At 63.6% G+C, this 19,928-nt stretch carries 22 protein-coding genes and 2 pseudogenes; 17 read left to right on the forward strand and 7 right to left on the reverse strand.

The window, feature by feature from the left end:
- Positions 1–96: 96 nt before the first annotated feature.
- Positions 97–195, forward strand: a pseudogene (locus WDJ58_RS07885) (IS1595 family transposase); the annotation flags it as partial.
- 180 nt (positions 196–375) lie between these two features.
- Here the strand turns inward: WDJ58_RS07885 and WDJ58_RS07890 are convergent.
- Complete coding sequence (locus WDJ58_RS07890) at positions 376–1,797, reverse strand: pentapeptide repeat-containing protein (protein WP_338917122.1); 1,422 nt, start codon at positions 1,795–1,797, stop codon at positions 376–378.
- A 192-nt stretch (positions 1,798–1,989) separates the two neighbouring features.
- On the opposite strand from WDJ58_RS07890, the gene WDJ58_RS07895 reads away from it, so the two are divergent.
- Entirely contained in the window at positions 1,990–2,595 is a 606-nt protein-coding gene (locus WDJ58_RS07895) for a site-specific integrase (RefSeq protein WP_338917123.1), read from the forward strand.
- Between the two features lie 255 nt (positions 2,596–2,850).
- Here the strand turns inward: WDJ58_RS07895 and WDJ58_RS07900 are convergent, their stop codons facing one another.
- Both WDJ58_RS07900 and WDJ58_RS07905 read right to left on the reverse strand, forming a co-directional pair.
- A complete protein-coding gene (locus WDJ58_RS07900) occupies positions 2,851–3,318 on the reverse strand; it encodes a hypothetical protein (RefSeq protein WP_338917125.1) in 468 nt (155 codons plus the stop codon).
- 7 nt (positions 3,319–3,325) lie between these two features.
- Complete coding sequence (locus tag WDJ58_RS07905) at positions 3,326–3,844, reverse strand: DUF7342 family protein (protein ID WP_338917126.1); 519 nt, start codon at positions 3,842–3,844, stop codon at positions 3,326–3,328.
- Positions 3,845–5,030: 1,186 nt separating this feature from the next.
- Here WDJ58_RS07905 and WDJ58_RS07910 point away from each other — a divergent pair.
- The 11 genes and pseudogenes from WDJ58_RS07910 to WDJ58_RS07960 all read left to right on the forward strand — a co-directional run bounded on the left by WDJ58_RS07910 (position 5,031) and on the right by WDJ58_RS07960 (position 12,194).
- Complete coding sequence (locus tag WDJ58_RS07910) at positions 5,031–5,441, forward strand: ribbon-helix-helix domain-containing protein (RefSeq protein ID WP_338917128.1); 411 nt, start codon at positions 5,031–5,033, stop codon at positions 5,439–5,441.
- On the forward strand, positions 5,438–5,668 hold the full coding sequence (locus WDJ58_RS07915; RefSeq protein ID WP_338917129.1) for a hypothetical protein: 231 nt from the start codon (positions 5,438–5,440) through the stop codon (positions 5,666–5,668). The genes WDJ58_RS07910 and WDJ58_RS07915 overlap by 4 nt, the downstream gene beginning before the upstream one ends.
- Before the next feature lie 68 nt (positions 5,669–5,736).
- Positions 5,737–5,958: a transcriptional regulator gene (locus WDJ58_RS07920; RefSeq protein WP_338917130.1), complete on the forward strand. Its 222-nt coding sequence runs from the start codon at positions 5,737–5,739 to the stop codon at positions 5,956–5,958.
- Positions 5,959–5,962: 4 nt separating this feature from the next.
- Entirely contained in the window at positions 5,963–6,403 is a 441-nt protein-coding gene (locus tag WDJ58_RS07925; protein ID WP_338917131.1) for a hypothetical protein, read from the forward strand.
- A 587-nt stretch (positions 6,404–6,990) separates the two neighbouring features.
- Positions 6,991–8,124, forward strand: a complete 1,134-nt coding sequence (locus WDJ58_RS07930) for a tyrosine-type recombinase/integrase (RefSeq protein WP_338917132.1) — start codon at positions 6,991–6,993, stop codon at positions 8,122–8,124.
- Between the two features lie 76 nt (positions 8,125–8,200).
- Complete coding sequence (locus WDJ58_RS07935) at positions 8,201–8,542, forward strand: hypothetical protein (protein ID WP_338917133.1); 342 nt, start codon at positions 8,201–8,203, stop codon at positions 8,540–8,542.
- Between the two features lie 2 nt (positions 8,543–8,544).
- Positions 8,545–8,976, forward strand: a complete 432-nt coding sequence (locus WDJ58_RS07940; protein ID WP_338917134.1) for a hypothetical protein — start codon at positions 8,545–8,547, stop codon at positions 8,974–8,976.
- A 78-nt stretch (positions 8,977–9,054) separates the two neighbouring features.
- The gene (locus tag WDJ58_RS07945) at positions 9,055–9,507 is read left to right on the forward strand and encodes a hypothetical protein (RefSeq protein ID WP_338917135.1); all 453 of its coding nucleotides are present in this window, start codon (positions 9,055–9,057) and stop codon (positions 9,505–9,507) included.
- A gap of 35 nt (positions 9,508–9,542) precedes the next feature.
- Positions 9,543–9,818: pseudogene (locus tag WDJ58_RS07950) on the forward strand (helicase-related protein); the annotation flags it as partial.
- Between the two features lie 346 nt (positions 9,819–10,164).
- On the forward strand, positions 10,165–11,028 hold the full coding sequence (locus WDJ58_RS07955; RefSeq protein ID WP_338917136.1) for an SDR family oxidoreductase: 864 nt from the start codon (positions 10,165–10,167) through the stop codon (positions 11,026–11,028).
- Positions 11,028–12,194: a patatin-like phospholipase family protein gene (locus WDJ58_RS07960; protein WP_338917137.1), complete on the forward strand. Its 1,167-nt coding sequence runs from the start codon at positions 11,028–11,030 to the stop codon at positions 12,192–12,194. Before WDJ58_RS07955 ends, WDJ58_RS07960 begins: the two co-directional genes overlap by 1 nt.
- A gap of 34 nt (positions 12,195–12,228) precedes the next feature.
- Here WDJ58_RS07960 and WDJ58_RS07965 read toward each other — a convergent pair whose 3' ends face one another.
- Together WDJ58_RS07965 and WDJ58_RS07970 are read right to left on the reverse strand one after the other, a co-directional pair.
- Complete coding sequence (locus WDJ58_RS07965; protein ID WP_338917138.1) at positions 12,229–12,750, reverse strand: hypothetical protein; 522 nt, start codon at positions 12,748–12,750, stop codon at positions 12,229–12,231.
- A 162-nt stretch (positions 12,751–12,912) separates the two neighbouring features.
- Positions 12,913–13,380, reverse strand: coding sequence for a hypothetical protein (locus tag WDJ58_RS07970; protein ID WP_338917139.1), 468 nt, complete (start codon positions 13,378–13,380; stop codon positions 12,913–12,915).
- Between the two features lie 126 nt (positions 13,381–13,506).
- On the opposite strand from WDJ58_RS07970, the gene WDJ58_RS07975 reads away from it, so the two are divergent.
- The gene (locus WDJ58_RS07975) at positions 13,507–15,012 is read left to right on the forward strand and encodes a DUF790 family protein (RefSeq protein WP_338917140.1); all 1,506 of its coding nucleotides are present in this window, start codon (positions 13,507–13,509) and stop codon (positions 15,010–15,012) included.
- A gap of 526 nt (positions 15,013–15,538) precedes the next feature.
- Here the strand turns inward: WDJ58_RS07975 and WDJ58_RS07980 are convergent.
- Both WDJ58_RS07980 and WDJ58_RS07985 read right to left on the reverse strand, forming a co-directional pair.
- Positions 15,539–16,045 carry a DUF7122 family protein gene (locus WDJ58_RS07980; protein ID WP_338917141.1) on the reverse strand — a complete coding sequence of 169 codons (507 nt, stop codon included), beginning with the start codon at positions 16,043–16,045 and terminating at the stop codon, positions 15,539–15,541.
- Positions 16,046–16,079: 34 nt separating this feature from the next.
- Positions 16,080–16,988, reverse strand: coding sequence for an RsmB/NOP family class I SAM-dependent RNA methyltransferase (locus WDJ58_RS07985; RefSeq protein WP_338917142.1), 909 nt, complete (start codon positions 16,986–16,988; stop codon positions 16,080–16,082).
- Between the two features lie 143 nt (positions 16,989–17,131).
- Between WDJ58_RS07985 and WDJ58_RS07990 the strand changes: the two genes are divergently transcribed.
- From WDJ58_RS07990 to WDJ58_RS08000, 3 genes are read left to right on the forward strand one after another with little or no spacing between them, the layout of a single operon-like run.
- A complete protein-coding gene (locus tag WDJ58_RS07990) occupies positions 17,132–17,575 on the forward strand; it encodes a DUF5788 family protein (protein ID WP_338917143.1) in 444 nt (147 codons plus the stop codon).
- The gene (locus WDJ58_RS07995; RefSeq protein ID WP_338917144.1) at positions 17,572–19,362 is read left to right on the forward strand and encodes a helix-hairpin-helix domain-containing protein; all 1,791 of its coding nucleotides are present in this window, start codon (positions 17,572–17,574) and stop codon (positions 19,360–19,362) included. Before WDJ58_RS07990 ends, WDJ58_RS07995 begins: the two co-directional genes overlap by 4 nt.
- The gene (locus WDJ58_RS08000) at positions 19,359–19,856 is read left to right on the forward strand and encodes a Mut7-C RNAse domain-containing protein (protein WP_338917145.1); all 498 of its coding nucleotides are present in this window, start codon (positions 19,359–19,361) and stop codon (positions 19,854–19,856) included. The genes WDJ58_RS07995 and WDJ58_RS08000 overlap by 4 nt, the downstream gene beginning before the upstream one ends.
- The last annotated feature ends 72 nt before the right edge of the window (positions 19,857–19,928 follow it).

Below are 19,928 nucleotides of genomic sequence, written 5' to 3' on the forward strand. Positions count from 1 at the left end.
TCAGAGCCGCTGATATCCCTCGTTATCTGCATACCCGGCACCCACAGAGAGATGCGCCCGTGTAGTCCGTTAGTTCTATGTGGGTCGAAACGGGCCCAGCTCACACCGTATTTCCGAGCGTTCCAGCTCCGCCGTCACGTCTACCGAAAACCAGGGAATGAAGCGCTCAAAACGATCCTCGAAACTGCACTCTGACTCAGCAACAATCTACGCCACAAGAGCGCTTGCGCTTGTGGCCGGTCCACTAAAGTCGGCGGAGCGCTCCTCACTGGTGGTCTTGCCGTCGGCGTCGACGCGGATAGTGGGATAAACGTGGAGAGTGTCCTACGGGGGTTCCCGTGCCCTCGGATCAACGCTGACGTCGTGGGGGGTAGTTCAAAACCGCTCGCGATTCCCGAGGACGTAACCCAACAATACAATCAGGAGCGTCCCGACGAACGTCTCGACAAGAGCGATGCCTTGTGCTATCGGATGTACCGGGAGCTTCCCGCCAGGAGGCGACGTGGTGAATGTCACGACGCTATACGAAAGACTATTCTCAATACCTGGATCAAGCAGATAGACCACCGTCGCGATACCGAACAACAACACCATAAGCAGACCGACTCGGATGGGGCGGACGCCATAGCCGGTCAGGTACCGGGAAGCTTTGGAACTGAGGTAGGCCTGACTCAACCGCCCTTCGGTCGCTTCAGCTTCTCGCTCGCGGGCGTCCTGTTCGAGGACATGATAGTCGCGAGCGCGGCCGACCAACCCATTCGCGGCAAAGGCCATCTTAAGGGCATGATAGGAGCGGGCTACATTGTCCCATCCGGTGGCCGAGTCGTCAGCTGCTGTCGCGGTCTCACGAAGTCCTGGTAGATCATCACACTGAGTCCCACGACTGAGCGTCACACCTGGGAGCTTGGCCTCGTTCAGGTTCGCATTGATGAGGATAGCTCCTCGGAGATCCGCATCGGTGAGGTCGGCTTCTCGGAGATCCGCATCGGTGAGGATAGCACCTCGGAGATCCGCATCGGTAAGGATAGCACCTCGGAGATCCGCATCGGTAAGGATAGCACCTCGGAGATCCGCATCGGTGAGGTCGGCGTCTCGGAGGATCGCGCCAGTAAGGTCGGCCTCTCGGAGATCCGTATCAGTGAGGTCAACTTCCCTGAGGCTCGTGTTGATGAGGTCGGCGTCTCGGAGGATCGCACCAGTAAGGTCGGCGTCACTGAGGTCCACGTTGTTAAGGATGGCACCTCGGAGATTCGCACCCGTGAGGATGACATCTCGGAGTTCCGAATCGGTAAGGTCGGCGTCGCCGAGGTTCGCTCTGACAAGGTCGGCGTTCCGGAGGGTCGCATCGGTAAGGTCGGCACGCCGGAGATCCGCATCGGCGAGGGTAGCGCCCCAGAGGTGGACTTTGGTGAGTGTTACGTCCCTGAGGTCCGCATTGGTGAGGTCGGCGCGCCGGAGGTCCATATCGGTGAAGTCGGCGCCCTTGAGGCTCGCATTTGTGAAGTCGGCGTCTTGGAGGTCTAAGCCCCAGGGGAACGAATGCTCAGTAAAATCCGTCTTCTGGGCTCGGGCTCCGATCAGTTCCCCGTCCCCAATTGTGGCGAGTAATTCCATTGCCGGCTTATTATCGTGCTCGGCGTGCCAGACACACCGGTCGGAGTCTGTCCCCTCCCAGACTGGTCTTGAGCACCTCACATGTGTGGGATCTGTATCAAACAAGCCTTGGGGGGCATTGAGTTCGTCTGGCGTAAATGTGCATGTCGCCGGCTCCGACGTGCCCGCGTCTTCGTCGGTCATGTCCGTCGTGTCTTTTGGTAGCGCAACCAACTTTTCCCCCATCGGTTCAAACAAGCCGAGCAGCAGTATCCCGACGCCGATAACCGCCTTGTTTCACAACCCGGTTACGAATCCTGGGAGAACCGGGCTGATCGGGGGGATGGAGTCATTTCTGTCGGGGGATTATAACCGCCTTATTTGTACTATCCGTGCATGGTCCGAATCGACGACTCCGGCGACGTCGCGAAGTGCTGGCTCTCCCCCGAGGAACTCGACCGGCTCGAAAGGATCGCGGGGGACGCGGATTGGAAGCGTGAGGTCGCCGTGCAGCTTATGGGGCGATGTGGGCTCCGAGCCGACGAGGTGTCCTACCCAGCTGACCACCATCTCCGGTGGTCCGAGGACGGAGAGGTGTGGCTCTTCGAGGTCCGGGGGAAGAACACAGCGGGCGGGGAGCCGAAGGTCCGCGACGCCTGGATGCCCGAGGCCGTCGCCGACGACATCCACAAGTACAGCCGCGAACGGACATTGACGGCATCCGATCCCTGGGTCTCGGTCTCGACATCGACGGTCCGGCGATGGATCCGGGAGGCTCGCGAGCAGCTCCAGGAAGAGACTGGCGAGTGGCGGTGGGGACACGTCTCCTCACACGACCTCCGGCGGTCGTGGGCGACTCACCACCTCGTCGAGCGGCAGGTCGACGTCCGCACGATGATGGCCATCGGCGGGTGGTCGGATTACTCCGCGATCGAACCCTACCTGACCGAGCCAACCGAAACTCGGATTGGTGAGGCCATGCGCGGGGGCACGGGAGAATAAATCTGTTCGCGTGGACAAACGGTAACCATCTCGCAATCGTTTATTCCGACAATACCCCTGACCACAGGAGACATATCATCCTCCAGTATGGTGGTTCTACTGTCCGGGGGTGGTCAGGGGTGTCCCGTGGACATGGAGAGTACCCGGATTGGAGACAGGAATCTCCGGCGCTCCGGGACGAACTCCAGCCCACAATCAACCGCAGTGTAATCGATTTCTCGAAAACAGATCAGGGCGGAACGCGAGAACAGGAAATCAACCAATCAGTCCATCCCCTATCTGATCATCCTGTTCGATATCTGCCAGAACACCGATCACAGCATTGATTGGAATCCGCGGTAGAGAATAGTAGCGAAGAACAGCGACATCAGCAGGTTCGTCGGGTCTTCCGGGTTTTTGTAGAGCAGGCGTAATTCCAGTCCGGAGCCTCGGGCGTCGGTCCCACTGGCGGGATCGCTCTGTCCCGTCGGGAGTCGATTCGGTATATTCGAATCTGAACGCGCTGTCAATGTACCACCGAACGTTCAGTGACGCTGCCTCAACGGCCGAAGTATACCGGGTGGTATCGAACACAACGTGGACGGATTGGGGCTCGTAGGTATCGGGAACCAGTTCACAGCTCTCGACGAACGGTTGCGGACTGAGAAACCATACGAGTATCCGCAGGGCTGCACGGTCTGGTGGCGATTTTCCTGTCGTTAAGTCTCGGTGATCCGTTCCCATGCCCTGATCACCTCGGGATGAGCCGGCCGTCGTTCTGAACCAGCTGTCGGGCGAGTTCGTACACCTGAAGATCTCGTTTGATCCCGCTCCACTCACGGAGTTTCTCCATCTGTTCGTGCATAGGCTCGCCCTCCTCGATCACTGTGATATTCCTCGGATCGTCGGCTTCGAAGCGGGCTTGGTAGGCGTCACGACGTTCCTCCAGATCGCGGACGCGATCAGTTATCTCCTTGACCGAGAGGTTCTTTGCGATGTGGTCCGCCTCCCACCACTCGACGTACGCCGTATTGCGTGCGTAGCCTCGTGACTCGGCATTCACCACCCCTATGTCGGCGAGCAGATCGAGGTGCTTTTTGGCTGTTTTCGGGTAACAGGACGCTGTTTCGGCGATGGCTCGGTGCGAGGTCGGCTCTCTGATGCCGAGGACGACCTGAAAAATACGGCCGGCGGTATCGGTCCGATCGCTCCACTGTTGACGAAGTTCCTCGGCAGCCTGGTCAGTCGGGATGTTCCCGCGTGGGTCCATGATTTCTATTTGAGAGAGGTATGGAATAAAATCACCGATCCGGGAAATAATTCTTTATTGGACATATTTAACCATCGAGACCATCGGAACAATCGTGGCGCAAACAACTGTATGCACGCGTATACCAGAACAGCTGGAGGTCGCAGTCGAAGCTGCGGCCGAGTCCGAGGGCTTGTTCCGCTCGGAGCTCGTCCGTCGGGCGCTCGATTACTACGTCACGGAGAATCCGGACGGGATCCCTGTGCTCAAACAGAGCCGCCGGACGGGGCGTGCGGAGAATACCCCGACATCGTCCCGGTCCGACCTTCGGATGAGTCGGTCAGACGACTTCATGAAGGGACGGTGGACGAACACAGACACCTAATAAGAGATACATGTCACGACAGAACTACGCCGTGCCGCGAAACGCCCGTGGTCAGGCCCGTACGATTGGACCCGTCTGGCCCGACCCCGGCCCGAGCCACGGCACGACGATAGTGGGCTCGCTGGACGCTCCATTGAACCCATCCTCGTGTTGGTGGGACGACGGTATAAGCGTTCATCAGCTTCCGCTCTCGTCGACTGTGCTCGGCCGCAACAGCCCCTGCGCACACGACACGACGATGGAACTACAACGAATCACGACACCTCCAGAACGCTTGGCCACTGGAGACAAAGTGACCGGCCCGCTTGGTGTCACGAGGAGGCACACTACCTTGATGGGCCCCGGAAGGAGCGACAGGACTCCGAGCGAAACGTTCAATCCTGATGGGAATGTCGCCCAGTTATGGGCGTCCCTCGAAGCTGGAGCCTGTCCCGAGGGGGTAGCTCCGAGGCCGGGCCCCAACGTCACGACCGGTGCAGTTGTGTCGGGTCGACCCCCGAACGCAGCCGGACCACGAGGTCCGAGTCCGACCGGCCGAACACCCCTCCGCCTACAGCTTCGTAACCCCGGCGGGGGGTGTGCTATCACCATACCGTCGAGTCGAAACGGTGGTCGAAAACCGCAGTACAGCGACCGATTTTCACCTCGATATGAAAATCGCAAGGCTGCGGCGGGATGGTTCCACTCGAAATGGAGGTTGATCCGGGGACGGAAGAGGGACCACAACCCCTCTATTTCACAGTCTATCGAGCGAGCCCACTCGATAGACACGAGCACCTGTGTCGGAGCCGCAACTCAGGCCGGGAACTGGAGGCGGGGCCGATGACGTTCGAAGAGGAGGATCCTCGGCCGCAGCTCAATGTCCGGCTTGACGAGGAGCTGATGGAGCAGTTAGACACACTCAGCGACTCGACGGGCGTCACCAAGACGGAGGTAGTCCGAGCCGCTGTGAAGGAGCGCCTTCCCGAGCGAATGAGCGAGGACCACAGCGTCCCCAGTGACGAAAACCTCCGAGAGACGTACCTCTGGTTACTGGAGAACTCGAGACCGGATGGTACGATCGAGGCAGCCCTCGCCAAGAACGAGTTAGCACAGTTCCACGGGAAGTCTGAAGAGCTGGTAAAAAAGACCCGGCTCAGACCCTTGCAGAGACGCGGTTGGACCAGCGTGCGCAACGCGACGATCAAGGTCCACGAGGAGACGGGTCGGCCTCAACGTGGTGAGAGTGAATGACCAACGGGACAGGTCAGCCAGGGGCTGTCGGCGAAACAGACCTCGGCATCGAGCAAGAAGAGCCCGTTCTCCAGCGACGGGAAATCGATCTCGCCCGCGATTTCACGGGCGACCCGCTCGGTGTCATGGTCTTTCTGACTGCTGCCGACCTGCGGACCTGGGATGTCGATCTGTCCGGTCCGACCGTGGTAGTGGTCTACACGACTGAGGGCCTGGTAGTCATGTAAGGCCCTTCTTTACAGGAGCCTGTAAATTTATACGGTATTAACTGTATACAGGTAGCTGTACGGAGGTGATGGACGAGGACGACCAACCCGAAAGTAGTCGGAAACAGTACCCGCTGACCGCCTTCGTTGAGGCGATCGAAGCCGAGGGCGGCATGGCAGGGACACAAGCTGTTGCCGAGCATGTCGGTTGCAGTTACGAACTTGCCTACAAGCGATTGAGCGAGCTGAAAGAAAACGAACGGATCGAAAGCGAGCGCATCGGGAACGCGCACCTGTGGAAAACAATGTAACAACATGGAAGAAGACGAAACCCAGCCCGCCATGTGCTATCCCTCGGAAGTCCAATACGGGGAGTGGAAACGGCGGGCCGAGTCAATGGACATGTCGGTGTCGGAGTTCATGATGTCGATGGTAGAGGCGGGGTGGAAGAAGTTCGAGGCGACTCCGACCCCTGACGAGACCCGTCTCGAACTCCGCGAGCAACGGAACGACCTCAAAGCCGAGCTGGAGCGTGCCCGCGATCGGGTCGGAATGCTCGAAGACCGCGTACATGAGGGCGAACGTTCCGAAATCGAAGCATATGTCGCCACTAATCCTGGTGCGACCTACCAGGAGATCGTAGAACACCTCGGTAAGACCATCCCTGAACGGGCTTCTCGGCACCTCGATGAGCTTGAAGGCCACCAGCTCCGGAGTAATCCTGAGGGGGAGTACTACCCAATGGACGAACAATGAGCGGTATAAAAACGGCTTTGGGGAGAGCGGAGGAGTACGCTGCCGGCTCCTCACCGTGCTACGGCATACCTGCTCGTCCATGTGGGGTAGCGGGAGCCGTGTCAGGGGGGCTCCCGTGAACCACGATGGCAATCGCCGGCCGATCGAAATCCCGGCGGATCCCCGAGAACGTATGGGTGTCTATCAGAGGCTCGAAGACGTCCCGGCTAAACACCGGCTCGAAAATCACGCAGCCGCGTACCGTAACCGAGACACATGGTCCGAGTTCGAGGCTCGACAGGTAGACAAGAATTCCTCGGATAGCCACCGGGCACGAGTGGACCGTGGTGGGAGACGGTGGAAGGAGCACATGATGAAACGCAACCGCCACCATGCTCTCGCGAGACCAGAGGACGTTGAGGCGTACATCGAGATGATGATGGAGATAAATGCTATGCGGACCATTTACAGTACGTACTGGACACATCTCAAGCAGTTCTACGACTGGTTATTGTGGCACACCGAACACCCACATCGATATCATCCGGTCCTAATGGCCGCCGCTCACGAACCGAACACCAGACGTATGTGGACGTATGTAATAGAGGATGTCCGATAGCAACCCATCCGACCCCGAGCAGGAGGGCGACAGTTTACATGCCGCGAAGGAAGCGCTGGCGAGCAAATTCGGTCGTACACTCGACCCGCTCGCGGAGTACGAACCGATCTTCCGTGAGGAAGATCCCGACCTCTTCGGCATGTTCATGACCGAAATCGTGGAACCGAACGATCCAGCTCCGAGCACGACTTCCCAGTACGGCCAGATGTGGGAACAGTGGTGCGAGGTCATGGGACGGGACGATCGCCATCCGGCATGCCCGAATGAACAACACGCGCTGGCTTACATCCAGTACCTTCAGGACGAGCGGGAGAACGAACCCGGGACGATCCGAGCAAAGCTCCAGAAGATGGGGCGCATCTACGAGCACTGGCAGGATGAGGCCGCACTTCCGCACCCCGACGACTTCGACCCGATTTCATCCGCCCGCAAGAAGGTGTCTCTCTCGGATCCCCAGAAGAAGTCGCCGCCGAACATTCCACTCGAACGCCTTCGTGAGGTCGTGGGTGGGATCCACCACATCCGGGATCAGGCGGTCGTGGTGATGCAACTAAAGCTCGGCCTCCGCGCGACAGAGCTCTGTAACATCAAGCTCACCGAAATCAGCCTCGTTGACGAGAAGATCCGAGCCTTCTATCCCGAGCTGGGTACCAGCGAGTATCTTGAGGGTCGTGAGAACGCCATCTACATTCCGCACGACCGCATGGGAAACAAGTCGAAGCGACCACGGGTGCTCCCGCTTGACGAGGAGCTGCGACAGGTACTCCGTCGGTATCTCCTGATCCGTCCGGCCAGTAATCGGCCGTGGTTGTTCCTATCGAAGCAGAGGCATGCTCGACTGGGTGATTCGGCAATAAATGACGTCTGGCATGGGCACTTCCGGCCAGAGTACGACGAGACACCACAACACCGAGCGGTGACAAGCCACTTCGGCCGACACTACTTTACAACGTGGTGGCGGGTGAAACAGAACCTCAATCGAGAACTGGTGAAGTACATGCGAGGAGACAAGCAGGGCATGGAAAGCGGCGTGGGTCGGGAGGGCATGGACCACTACCTCCATGCCTACTATGAGGATATTGAGAGCATCTATCTGAATCGGGTATTTAAACTAAATCTATGAGGTAGCCCTGCAAAGAGTTGGCGAAAAGATAATATATCATTACGGCCCTGGCTTCACGAAGGGCACGTGATAACATATGGCTGACTGGTTTTATCGATATACCGACGACCCACAAGAAAAGTCCCAACTGGATTCCGAGCGGAAAATTGAATCTATCAACTCAAACCAAACACTCTGGGCTACCAGAAGATATTCTCAAGCCCAAAGTGCCAACAACGACTTAAATATTGGCTCTTCACCGGACTTTCGAATTGGGCCGATACCCGATGTTATGATGCCGACATTCAAATACGGCCCCGTGCCGATCCAACCACAGGGTGGAAACGGAGGGGGGAACGGAGTTGAGGTTGCAGTTTCAGATCCTATTTGGGTTTTCGGTATCTGGGACTTCAACAATAGTGACTGGGAGGAGATGTAGGGATGTCAAGTCAAGAATACGAGGAGGTATTAGACTACGTTGAAGGATCATATGAAAGCCTGATAGAATCACACGATTTAAGCGCAGATCCGATCATCCGCTACCCCTGGGGTGGAAACAGTATTCGGCTTTCCTGGACCGGGGACAACGGTATTTCAAAAAACATAATTTCCGAGATCAAAAAGGAGCAGTCTCAGTTATGGATTGAAGCGAACAGCTGGAAAGACGTAAGGAGCGGCGATACAGTCACCCGACGATGGGAGCATTTTCCCGATATTGATCCGGTCCCCTTGGACGGTCCCGAGTTGGAATTCCGAATTCACCACGGGGTCGAAGAAGCATTTGAACAAGTATACCCGATACTGGACGATGACTTAACCCAAGAAAAGGAGTTACAACTGAACCAGTCCGAGCTCAACTTATTAGATAGATAGATGTTGCTACCGGGTGCGCAAAGCACACCACTTCTTTCTCCTGAGACACAGCTATTACTCGGTGTAGGGGGGTTGATCTTGGATATTATCGGCGCAGCATTGATAGCCATCCCCGATTTTCTTTCCCCTCAATCTTTTCTCTTCTCCCAAGCGTATGGAGAATATAAACGGAAAGAGGATCGGTTGGATGAGGAGAAACGAATGCTATTCCGAAATAATTTCATATCTGTTGATAGTAGTTCAGATACAGATCATATTTTGTCGGATCTTCTAAAAGAATACTTAAATGCTCCTGGGAATGTTACGCGCATTAACAGGCGGCCGGAGAGGGGTGGAGAGATACAACTTCAGTTTGCTGAAAGAGAGAATTCTGACCCATTATCAGATGTGATCGTTGGTGAACTTATCGAAGGACATCTGAACGACGTGAAGAGAGCAGAAGACAGGAGAATACGTATCGTCGGAATAGTGCTACTGGTGCTTGGAATACTGTCACAGGCTGCCTCCTATCTCGGTGGGTACCTCCATTGACGTCCTGCTCATGTATTAGCACAAACTCCGTCTACACCCACGAGACGTCCGCGAGCGAGAGACGCCGTATCCTCGAACGATTTCGAGACGGGCGTTACTCCCGGATCGTCGCGGCGAACGTCCTCGACGAGGGCGTGGACGTCCCCGATGCCAACGTCGCGGTCGTCCTGTCGGGCTCGGGAAGCGAGCGGGAGTTCACGCAACGACTCGGACGTGTCCTCCGGCCGAAGGCCGACGGGGGCCGGGCGGTCCTCTACGAACTCGTGACCGGGGAGACGGCCGAGGAGCGGGTCGCGGCACGGCGGCGATGAGTAGCGGGGCCCGCGATCCGTCAGCGATCCGTTGAAGCGCGTGCGAGCGGAGGAGGGGACGTGACGAACAGCGCTGTCGGATTCGTCGTCGTCGTGTTCGGTTTCCTGGCCGCGGCGCTAGGTTCGGTCCCGCTGGCGGTGGTGGTGTCCTGCTCGGCCGGCGCTCGTCGGCCTCGCAGTCGCCCGATTCCGTCGGTGACGCAGGGTCAGGTCCCGAGCCGACGCGGCGATCGTCCATGCGCGCGGTTCCAGCCCCTCCCACAAGTACCTGCGCCGCCGGGCCGACGCACGCGTGATTCCTGCCCGCCGCGATGGCGTTAAACCTCGTCGCCACGTCGCCGTCCACATGAGCGACGAGGAGTTCGAACTCACCGCGCCCGAACTGACGCCCGACGACTTCCTGGTCCTGCCCGACGACCGGTACACGACCGACAACGTCGCGCTGGTGACCGGCGCGGCCTCCGGTATCGGCCAGGCGACGGCGGTCGTCCTCGCGGCCAACGGCCTCACCGTCGTCGGGACCGACATGGACGAGGAGGGGCTCGCCGAGACGGCCGCCATCGCCGAGGACTTCGATCTCCCGGGGAGCTTCACCCACGTCGTCGGGAACCTCACCGACGACGGCGACATCGAGCGGATCGTCGACTCGGCGGCCGAGGAAGGGACGGTCCGGTACCTCGCGAACATCGCCGGGCTCCAGCACATCGCCTCCATCCCCGAGTTCCCCCCCGAGAAGTACGACCTCCTCCACGACGTGATGCTCCGAGCGCCGTTCATGCTCTCGAAACACGTCATGCCACACATCCGCGCCACCGGAGACGGCGTCGGCGCGATCGGCAACATGTCCTCGATCCACGGCCAGTACGCGACGAAGGACAAGGCGGCCTACATCACGATGAAACACGGGCTCACGGGGCTCACCCGATCGATCGCCGCCGAGGGCGAGGGCACCCTCCGCGGGTTCTCGGTGAGCGCCGGCTACGTGCTCACGCCGCTGATGGTGAACCAGATCGAGGACACGGCCCGCGAGCGCGGCATCGGCGAGCGCGAGGTCGTCGAGGACGTAATGCTCGGGCAGGCCCGCACGAAGACGATGATGGAACCCGTGGAGGTCGCCAACCTGTTCGCCTTCGGCTTCTCGGCGTTCGGCCGGCACCTCAACGGCGCGGACCTGCTCTGGGACGGCGGCTACGTCCACACGTACGACTGATGGCGGACGGACCGCTCGGGGACGGCGCGGACGGCGCACGTGATGGCGGCGGCCGCGACGACCACGACGACCGCGGCGATGGCGGCGACCGGGGCGACGGCGACCGACCGACCCGTGTGGCCATCGCCTGTCAGGGTGGCGGGAGCCACACCGCGTTCACGGCTGGCGTCCTCCGTGGGCTCCTCTCCGCGTGGCCCGAGGGCCACGAACTCGTCGGCATCTCCGGCACCTCCGGGGGGGCGTTCAACGCGCTGGCGGTGTGGTACGGCCTCGTCACTGCCGACGAGACGAAGGCGGTCGACCTGCTCGACTCGCTGTGGGCCGACCTCGCCGCCGATACCCCCTCCGAACGGGTGGCGAACGACTGGCTCGTCGCCGCCACACGCTGGTACAACGCGGGCTTCCCATCCGCGAGCCTCTCGCCCTACCGCAACCCCTTCTCCCGGATGGGCCAGGAGCGCATCGCGGAGGTGCTCGAATCCCGCATCGACTTCGAGGCGATACCCGACCTCTGTGGACGCGGCGCGCCGAAGCTCGTCGTCGGTACCGTCGACGTGAACGGCGGCGTCTTCGAGACGTTCGTCGACGGGGAGGTCACGACCGACGCGGTGCTGGCCTCGGCGGCCGTCCCCGAACTGTTCCCCGCGGTCGAACTCCACGGACACGCCCACTGGGACGGCCTGTTCAGCCAGAACCCGCCGGTGATGGACCTGATGACCGTCGACGCCGACCGCAAGCCCGACGAACTCTGGGTGATACAGATCAACCCTCAGGTGCGCGAGGAGACGCCGACGTCGCTCGTCGACATCGCGGACCGCCGGAACGAGCTCTCGGGCAACATCTCGCTCAACCAGGAGCTACGGTTCATCAAGTGGATCAACCAGTGGATCGAGGCCGGACACCTCCCGACCGAGTCGTTCTCGCGGACGGCGGTCAGGCGGATCGCGCTCGGCTCCGGCTACGGCCACTCGACCAAACTCGACCGCGACCCCGAGTTCATCGGGGAACTGATGGCGATCGGCGAGGAGCGGGCCGCCGAGTTCCTCGCGGTGCTCGCCGACCCCGAGCGGGAACCCGAGGGCATCGACCCGCTTGCCACCGGTCACGTCGAGACGGTCACGGACGGGACGGGCGAGAGCCCCGACGCGGGTGAGGACCGACGGTAATCTACCGAGTGACGGCTCCCCCACCGCCGCCCGCTCACCCGGGCGGGGTCCCGCCGTCCTCCTCCTCGTACCGGAGCGTCGAGCCGTCCATCGAGACGCCGGGGAGGTCGGGGAGGTACTCGGCCACCAGCTCGCTCCACCACCGCTCGGGGTCCTCGTAGCCGGCCGGGTCCTCGCTGAAGACCCGTCGCCGTAGCTCCTCGGGCGTCGCTCGTCCCCGAGTGCGGAGGTCGGTGAACGCGTTTCGGACCGCCGCCTCCGCGTCGGGCACGAGGTCGAACGAGACGAGTTCGTGCTCGATGGCCGGCGGGGTGTCGATCCGCTCGTCGGCGTCGCCGTCGCCCGGCGACTCGAGGACCCGACGGCCGCTCTCGGTGAGCTCGTATCCGCCCTCGCGCTCGTCGACGAGCGCGTTGTCGGCGAGTTCGGAGAGCCGCTCCTCGACCGCCGTCTCGTCGCTCCCGACCGTCGTGGCGAGGTCGGGGGTCGACCGCCGGTCCCCCCGGAGATCGCGGAGCAGCGCCAGGTCCGCGTCGGTGAGGTCGACTGTCGTCACACCCGACGTGACGGGCCCCCGCAGTTGAACCCTCACCACGCCGAGGCAAGGCCTCCAGTCACGCCTACCTCCGGGCGGGAACTCTCCGATCCGGGCACCCCGCCCGCTCCCGATACTGTGATCGTGCGGTGATCCCCGGGACGGCGGGAGGAACCGGTCGGCTTACCGTTCCTCCGGCGGCTCCTCTCCGGTGTAGTCGTCGGCGAAGAACCCGAAGTCGTTCTCGTCCCGGCGGAGGTAGTCGTTCTCGAGCGTCTCCGAGACGACGCGACCGAGCGAGTCGAGCTCCGCGTCGACCCCGTCAGGGTCGTCGAACGCCTCGCGCTCCTCCCCGTTCAGGGTGGGCGCGCGGTAGCCGACCTCGTCGGTGGCGGGGTCCCAGTAGAGGTCGAACCGCTCGATCAGGCCGAGTTCGACCGCTCCCTCGAACTCGGCGTCGGTGAGGTGCGTGTGTTCCGCCCACTCCTCGAAGGCGTCCTGCCAGGCACCGTCCCGGAGGACGCCCTCCAGCTCCTCGCGGCGGTAGTCGTCGGTCGGCTCCTGATCGGTCATGTCGATGGCCTCGTACTCGCCTCGCGACTGCGGACCGCGGAGCGACGGCGGATCGGGGACCTCGGCGTCGAGCACCATACCCGCCCGGACGTCGCCGTCGTTGATGTGTCTTCGCCCGGCCGCCGTACGGTACGGCCGGGCTCCCTTCCCCCCGCTCGTCGATCCCCCGTCGGGGTTTTGTCCCCCCACTGACTACCCCCTGTAGTGCTGACGAAGGACCTGCTCCGGGTGTCGCGCGCCGGCGGGGGGTACCACCCGCAGTTCGCCCGCGAGGAGCCGGGGGCCCGCGAGACGGCCGCCCGGGTCGTCGGCGTCTTTCAGGGGCACGTCGGCCACGCCCGCGAGGAGCTCGACGAGGCCCTGACCGCCGTCGAGACGGACGCGCCGGACTTCAAGCTCGTCCGCGGGTTCGCCAAACTCCTGGAGCGCGAGGCGACGTTCGAGACGCGGGCCCCGATCGAGCCCGAACGGGCCCGCGAGGTGGCCTTCGAGGCCGGGGAAGCTGTCGGAGTCGTCACCGCTTCCGAGCGTGAGGCGGCGCTCTCGCGAGCCGCCGACCGGCTCGGGGTCGACGTTCCCGAGATCGACGAGGCGCTGTACGCCGACCTCGGCGCACGGCAGATCCTCGCGTCGTTCGAGCCGCGGTGGACCCCCGACGAACTGGTCGAACAGTACGACCTCTCGCTCGCCCAGACGGCGCTGTTCGACGCCACCGAGGTCCGGGTCCGCTCCTCGGACCCGAAACGGCTGGTTTCGGCCGTGAAACGCCTCCGCCTGCTCTACGAGATCCGCCGCACCCCCGAGGGACGCGAGGTGGTCGTCACGGGTCCGGACGCGCTGTTCCGCCGGTCGCGCCGGTACGGGACGCGCTTCGCCCGGCTGCTCCGGACGGTCGCGGCGACCGGCGAGTGGACGCTGGAGGCGACGGTCGACGACCGCGGGACCGAGCGCACCCTCCGGCTCTCGACCGGCGACGTATCGGTGCCGGGCACCGAGCCGGTCGCCGAGCCGACGTACGACTCGGCCGTCGAGGCGGAGTTCGCCACCCGGTTCGAGTCGCTCGACCTCGACTGGGCGCTGACCCGCGAGCCCGAACCGCTGGCCGCCGGCGAGCACGTCGTCATTCCGGACTTCGCGTTCGACTGGGCACACGGCGGGTTCCGCGTCTTCTTCGAGATCATGGGGTTCTGGACGCCGCAGTACGTCGAGAAGAAGCTCTCGCGGTTCGGCGACCTGGAGGACGTCGCCTTCCTGGTCGCCGTCGACGAGTCCCTGGGGGTGGGCGAGGAGGTGGAGGCGCTCACCGACGGGGCGATCCCCTACCGGGGGACTGTCCGGGTGAGGGACGTCCGGAACGCGCTCCGGAGCTACGAGGACCGCCTCGTCGCCGAGAGCGCCGCGAACCTCCCCGACGAACTCGATCCCGACACGGACGTGACGACGCTCGCCGCCCTCGCCGCCGAGTACGGCGTCAGCGAGTCGGCCGTCGAGGACGCGGACTTTCCGGAACACGAACTGGTGGGCCGGACGCTAGTCCGCCCCCGGATACTCGACGAACTCGCCGACCGGATCGACGCGGGAATGTCGCTCACGGAGGCCGAGGCCGTCCTCGACGAGTACGGTATCGACGACGCGAGCGCGGCCCTCTCGCGGCTTGGCTACCGGGTCGAGTGGGAGGGGTTGAGCGGGGGCGTCCTGCGGGAGAAGTGACGGCCCGGCGTTCGTGGTCAGCTTCGATAGGGACCTCACGGTCGACCTGAACCCACCAGAGGTCGGGCGAGGGGGTCCCCCGCTGGAGAACATAGTGTCGTCCAAGTACGGGCCGCCGCGTCACGATGGCTCCGACGTCACGCACAACCATCCAGGGGTTCGATGGCTCCGGGTACGGCAACTCCTCCGAGACGAAGCCGGACGTCAAAGGCGACGGCCAGAAGCGGATGGAACGTCGCCACGGATGCCATCACAAAAGGTCACACTGGTTGGACTGGGCTCCTTCGGTGAGTGGATCGACCTTCCGAATTCATACCACCTTACCACGTCATAAGGCACCAAGTCACAAAGGAACACTGCTTTATCGACCAAGGCGTCCATATTCTTGACAGCCTCGGCGAACGTTTCGAACGTGTTGCCGGACGGGACCACCGACATCGGTACGATTCGTGTCCAGTTCAACACGATTCATACGGACTGGTGTAGTCCGTATCAGTTGGCGGCGTGCGTGGGCGGTGGGAATCGATCAGAACTCCCGCCGCCGGCCCTTCGGCACCTGCGAGCGGAGTTCGTCGTAGAGGTAGAGCCCGACGCCGATCGGCTCGCGGTCACCGGCGATCTCGTGGGCGACGATCAGGTAGCCCCAGTCGCCGTCCCACCTCGGGAGGTCCTGGGTCTCGCCGGCGAGGAAGCGGCGGGCTTCGTCCTCCTCCAGGACGACGACGTTCCTCGTCGCCTCGCGGCCGAACCGCTGGACGCCGTCGGTCGTCGGCTTCCAGTGCTCCTGGCGGGTCCGGAGGAACGTCATCCCGAGCGCCTCGACCTCGGCGGGCGCGGGCAGGTCGGCCGCGAACGCCCACACCTTTCCCGCGCCCTTCTCCCAGAACGTGTGGCCGTCGAACGCGTCCTCCGGGAGGCCGTACCGGTCGATCCAGAACTCGACGACGGCCTCGCGGCTCGGCCGTCCCTCGACCTCGCGTTCCCCGGAGGTGGCGGGCAGACGCTCGAAGACGTGGGAGCGGTTCTCGCTCACGCGCCCACCTCCGATCGACCGCTGACCGCCGTCGTCACGCCCCCACCTCCAGTTTCGCACAGAAGAACCCGCCCGTGTCGTTCTGGTGTGGGTAGATCCGGCGGGCGCGCTCGACGCTCCGGTCGAACGACTCGCCCTCCCACTCCGTGACGCCGGGCGAGGATTCGAGGGGGAGGTCGAACTCGACGAGGCGGCAGTCGCGCTCACCGAGCACGTAGTCGAGCACCGCCTCGTTCTCCTCGGGTGCGAACGTGCAGGTCGAGTAGACCACGGTTCCACCTTCCCGTGTCACCTCGACCGCCCGCTTCAGGATACCCTTCTGGACGCCCGCGATCCCCTCGACGTGCGAGAGCGTCCACTCGTCGAGCGCGTCGGGGTTCTTCCGTATCGTCCCCTCGCACGAGCAGGGGGCGTCGACGAGCACACGGTCGAATGGCTCTCGATCGAACGGCTTCAGCGAGAAGTTCCGCGCGTCCCCCTTGGTGACCACGGTGTTGGTAACGCCACAGCGCTCGGCGTTCGACCGGAGCGCCGAGAGCCGACCGAGGTTGTTGTCGTTCGCCACGAGGAGTCCCGTATCGTCCATCAGCGCCGCCAGTTGCGTGGTCTTGCTCCCCGGCGCGGCGGCGGCATCGAGCACCCGTTCGCCGGGTTCCGGACCGAGCACTTCCGCGGGGACCGCCGAGACCTCCTCCTGGCCGTACACCCAGCCGTGGACGTACGGCCAGGAGTTCCCCGGATTCTCCCCGTCGAGCCGGAGGAGCCCCTCGTGCCAGTCGACGGGCTCGTAGCCGACGCCGGCGTCGTCGTAGGCCCGCCTGACCCGCTCGGCGGTGGCCTTGACGGTGTTGACGCGGACGACCGACGGGAGCGGGCGCTCGCACGCCGCGCGGAGCGCCGCCGCGTCGTCCACCAGCGGTTCGTACCGGCCGAGGACGTCCATACCCCCCTTCTGCGGGGCCCTCGCTTGTGGGTTTCGACCGGCGGGTCGGACGTCGGACCGACTCGCCGTCGCCCGGAGCTACACCGACCCTTCGTCTGCGTCCACTCGATATTTGTCGCTGGCGACCCTGGTCCCGACAAGGAATGGACGAGTACGAGCGAAAACTCCTCGTCGAGCGCATCGGGCGCGAGGGGGCGACCGTCGGCGTCTCCATCCCCGAGCGGATCACGGTTCAGGGCCAGGAGATCGACCTTCAGGAGTTCGTCTTCGAGATCAAGCGCCGGGACACGGTACCCTCCGGAGAGCGCGAGCGGGTCGAGGAGGCCAAGAAGAACCTCCGGCGCGAGCGTCTCCAGCGCAAACAGCGCATCGAGCACGGCGAGATCGAGTTCGAGGAGGGCGAGCGCCTCGCCGAGTCGATCGTCGGTATCGACCGCGCGCTCGAAGCCCTGGAGAACCTCGGCCCATCGAGCGTCGAGGACGAGGCGAAGCGACAGGAGGCGATGGACCAGAAGCGGTGGATGAACTTCCTCAAACAGGTACTCGGACGCGACGACAGCTCCTCGAAGCGTCGGGGGACGCGATGACCCGGAACGGCGAGGTGGCCGCCCTGCTGGAGGAGTTCGCCGATCGGCTGGAGGCGATGGACGTCGAGTACAAACCCCGCGCCTACCGCCGGGCGGCCGAGAGCGTCCGGGCGAACGCCACCGATATCGAGGCGCTCGCGGCGGAGGGGCAGGACGCCGTCGAGGAGATCGAGGGCGTCGGCGACGCCATCTCCTCGAAGATCGTCGAGTACTTCGAGCACGGCGAGATCGACGAACTCGAGGAGCTACGCGCGGAGCTCCCGGTCGACATCGACGCGCTCACCGCGGTCGAGGGGGTCGGCCCGAAGACCGTCGGTGACCTCTACGAGGCGCTCGACGTGCGGGATCTGGACGACCTCGAAGCGGCCGCCAGGGAGGGTCGCATCCAGGAGGTGGAGGGGTACGGCGCGAAGACCGAGGAGAACATCCTCGAAGCGATCCCGTTCGCCCGGCAGTCCCGCGAACGGGCGCTGCTGGGGGACGCCCGGCCGGTCGCCGACCGACTGCTCGAGTACCTCCGCGGACGGGAGGCCGTCGAGCGGGCCGAAACCGGTGGATCGCTCCGGCGGTGGCGGCCGACCGTCGGCGACGTGGACGTCCTCGTCGCCAGCGAGTCGGGCGAGGCGGCCGTCGAGGCGTTCGTCGACTGGGGGGACGCCGACGAGGTGATCGAGGCGGGGGAGACGAAGGCCTCCGTCCGGTCGAACGGGATGCGCGTGGACCTCCGCGTGGCCGCACCGGAAGAGTTCGGTGCGGCGCTGCAGTACTTCACCGGGAACCGCGACCACAACGTCCGGGTCCGCAACCGCGCGATCGAGCGCGACCTGAAGATGAACGAGTACGGCGTCTTCGACGTCTCCGAGGTGAACGATCCCGATAGCGGTGAGGGAACCGACGGTTCCCGAACGTCGTCGGACGGGTCCGGCGGAAGGCAGCGCGTCGGCGAACGCGTCGCCGGCGAAACCGAGGAGGGGATGTACGAGGTGATCGACCTGCCGTGGATCGCCCCCGAGATGCGCGAGGACCGCGGCGAGATCGACGCCGCGGACGCGGGCGAGCTACCGGATCTCGTCGCCGTCGACGACGTCCGCGGCGACCTCCACACCCACACAGAGTGGTCCGACGGCAAGCACTCGATCGAGGAAATGCTGGAGGCGGCGGCCGCGTTCGGCCACGACTACTACGCCGTCGCCGATCACGCCACTGGCCCGGGAATCGTCGGCGGCGTCGGGCTCTCCGACGAGGAACTGCTCGAACAGGTCGAAGAGGTGCGGGAGGTCGCCGAAGGTGTGGATATGGAGGTGTTCACGGGTGTCGAGGCGAACCTCGACACCGAGGGCGGGTTGAACGTCGGCGACGACGCGCTCGACGAACTCGACGTGGTCGTGGCTTCGCCCCACGCCGCGCTCGACGGCGACGGCACCGACCGTATCGTCGCCGCCATCGAGCACCCCGAGACGAACGTCGTGGGGCATCCGACGGGCCGGACGCTCAACCAGCGGCCGGGGATGAGCCTCGACTTCGAGACGGTCGGCAAAGCGGCGGCCGAGCACGACGTCGCGCTGGAGATCAACTCGTATCCCTCGCGGCTCGACCTCCGCGGTGCAGCCGTGAAGACCGTGATCGAGGAGGGCGCGACGGTGGCGATCGACACCGACGCCCACGCCCCGGTCCACATGGAGTTCCTCCGCTACGGCGTTCACACCGCCCGCCGAGGGTGGACCGAGCCCGACGACGTGCTCAACACCCGCGACGTCGAGGGGATCCGCGAGTTCCTCGGGCTGTGAGGGGCTCGGCGTCCGGAAACGAGGGTTCGACCGCGGCTGGACCGTTCCTGCTCGACGTCATGCTCGGCAAGCTGAGGAGCTACCTGCGGATGTGCGGCCACGACGCCGTCTACGCGCTCGACCGGGGTATCGAGGACGACGACGTCCTCCTCGAACTCGCCCGCGAGGAGGGGCGGACGCTACTCACCCGCGACGTCCAGCTCGCGGGACGGGCGGAGCGGTCGCTGCTGTTGACCGAACGCGCCCCCACGAAACAGCTCCGTGAACTCCTCTCGATGGGGGTGCCGCTCGACCCCGACGAGCGGCCCTCGCGGTGCGGGCGGTGTAACGCCCCGCTCGAACCCGTCCCCGACGAGGCCGGGACGCCGGAGTACGCTCCCGACCCCTCGGAGCGCTCGCAGTGGCGCTGTACGGACTGCGGCCAGGTGTTCTGGAAGGGGAGTCACTGGGACCGGATGCGAGAGACGCTGGCCGGACTCGACTCGGAGGCGTAGAACGGAATCCGGGACCGTCCCCCGTCCCCGGTGCTAGGACTCGGGACTCGACGACTCTCGGTATCCTCTCGG

The organism is Salinirubellus litoreus (genome assembly GCF_037335815.1).
Taxonomy (GTDB): domain Archaea; phylum Halobacteriota; class Halobacteria; order Halobacteriales; family Haloarculaceae; genus Salinirubellus; species Salinirubellus litoreus.

Coding starts and splice junctions, on each gene's coding strand:
- WDJ58_RS07930 (WP_338917132.1), top strand. CDS start 6,991: ATGTCCGATAGCAACCCATCCGACCCCGAGCAGGAGGGCGACAGTTTA.
- WDJ58_RS07940 (WP_338917134.1), top strand. CDS start 8,545: ATGTCAAGTCAAGAATACGAGGAGGTATTAGACTACGTTGAAGGATCA.
- WDJ58_RS07985 (WP_338917142.1), bottom strand. CDS start 16,988: ATGGACGTCCTCGGCCGGTACGAACCGCTGGTGGACGACGCGGCGGCG.
- WDJ58_RS07900 (WP_338917125.1), bottom strand. CDS start 3,318: ATGGGAACGGATCACCGAGACTTAACGACAGGAAAATCGCCACCAGAC.
- WDJ58_RS07970 (WP_338917139.1), bottom strand. CDS start 13,380: ATGGTGCTCGACGCCGAGGTCCCCGATCCGCCGTCGCTCCGCGGTCCG.
- WDJ58_RS07920 (WP_338917130.1), top strand. CDS start 5,737: ATGGACGAGGACGACCAACCCGAAAGTAGTCGGAAACAGTACCCGCTG.
- WDJ58_RS07905 (WP_338917126.1), bottom strand. CDS start 3,844: ATGGACCCACGCGGGAACATCCCGACTGACCAGGCTGCCGAGGAACTT.
- WDJ58_RS07915 (WP_338917129.1), top strand. CDS start 5,438: ATGACCAACGGGACAGGTCAGCCAGGGGCTGTCGGCGAAACAGACCTC.
- WDJ58_RS07960 (WP_338917137.1), top strand. CDS start 11,028: ATGGCGGACGGACCGCTCGGGGACGGCGCGGACGGCGCACGTGATGGC.
- WDJ58_RS07990 (WP_338917143.1), top strand. CDS start 17,132: ATGGACGAGTACGAGCGAAAACTCCTCGTCGAGCGCATCGGGCGCGAG.
- WDJ58_RS07890 (WP_338917122.1), bottom strand. CDS start 1,797: ATGACCGACGAAGACGCGGGCACGTCGGAGCCGGCGACATGCACATTT.
- WDJ58_RS07895 (WP_338917123.1), top strand. CDS start 1,990: ATGGTCCGAATCGACGACTCCGGCGACGTCGCGAAGTGCTGGCTCTCC.
- WDJ58_RS07995 (WP_338917144.1), top strand. CDS start 17,572: ATGACCCGGAACGGCGAGGTGGCCGCCCTGCTGGAGGAGTTCGCCGAT.
- WDJ58_RS07925 (WP_338917131.1), top strand. CDS start 5,963: ATGGAAGAAGACGAAACCCAGCCCGCCATGTGCTATCCCTCGGAAGTC.
- WDJ58_RS07955 (WP_338917136.1), top strand. CDS start 10,165: ATGAGCGACGAGGAGTTCGAACTCACCGCGCCCGAACTGACGCCCGAC.
- WDJ58_RS07910 (WP_338917128.1), top strand. CDS start 5,031: ATGACGTTCGAAGAGGAGGATCCTCGGCCGCAGCTCAATGTCCGGCTT.
- WDJ58_RS07935 (WP_338917133.1), top strand. CDS start 8,201: ATGGCTGACTGGTTTTATCGATATACCGACGACCCACAAGAAAAGTCC.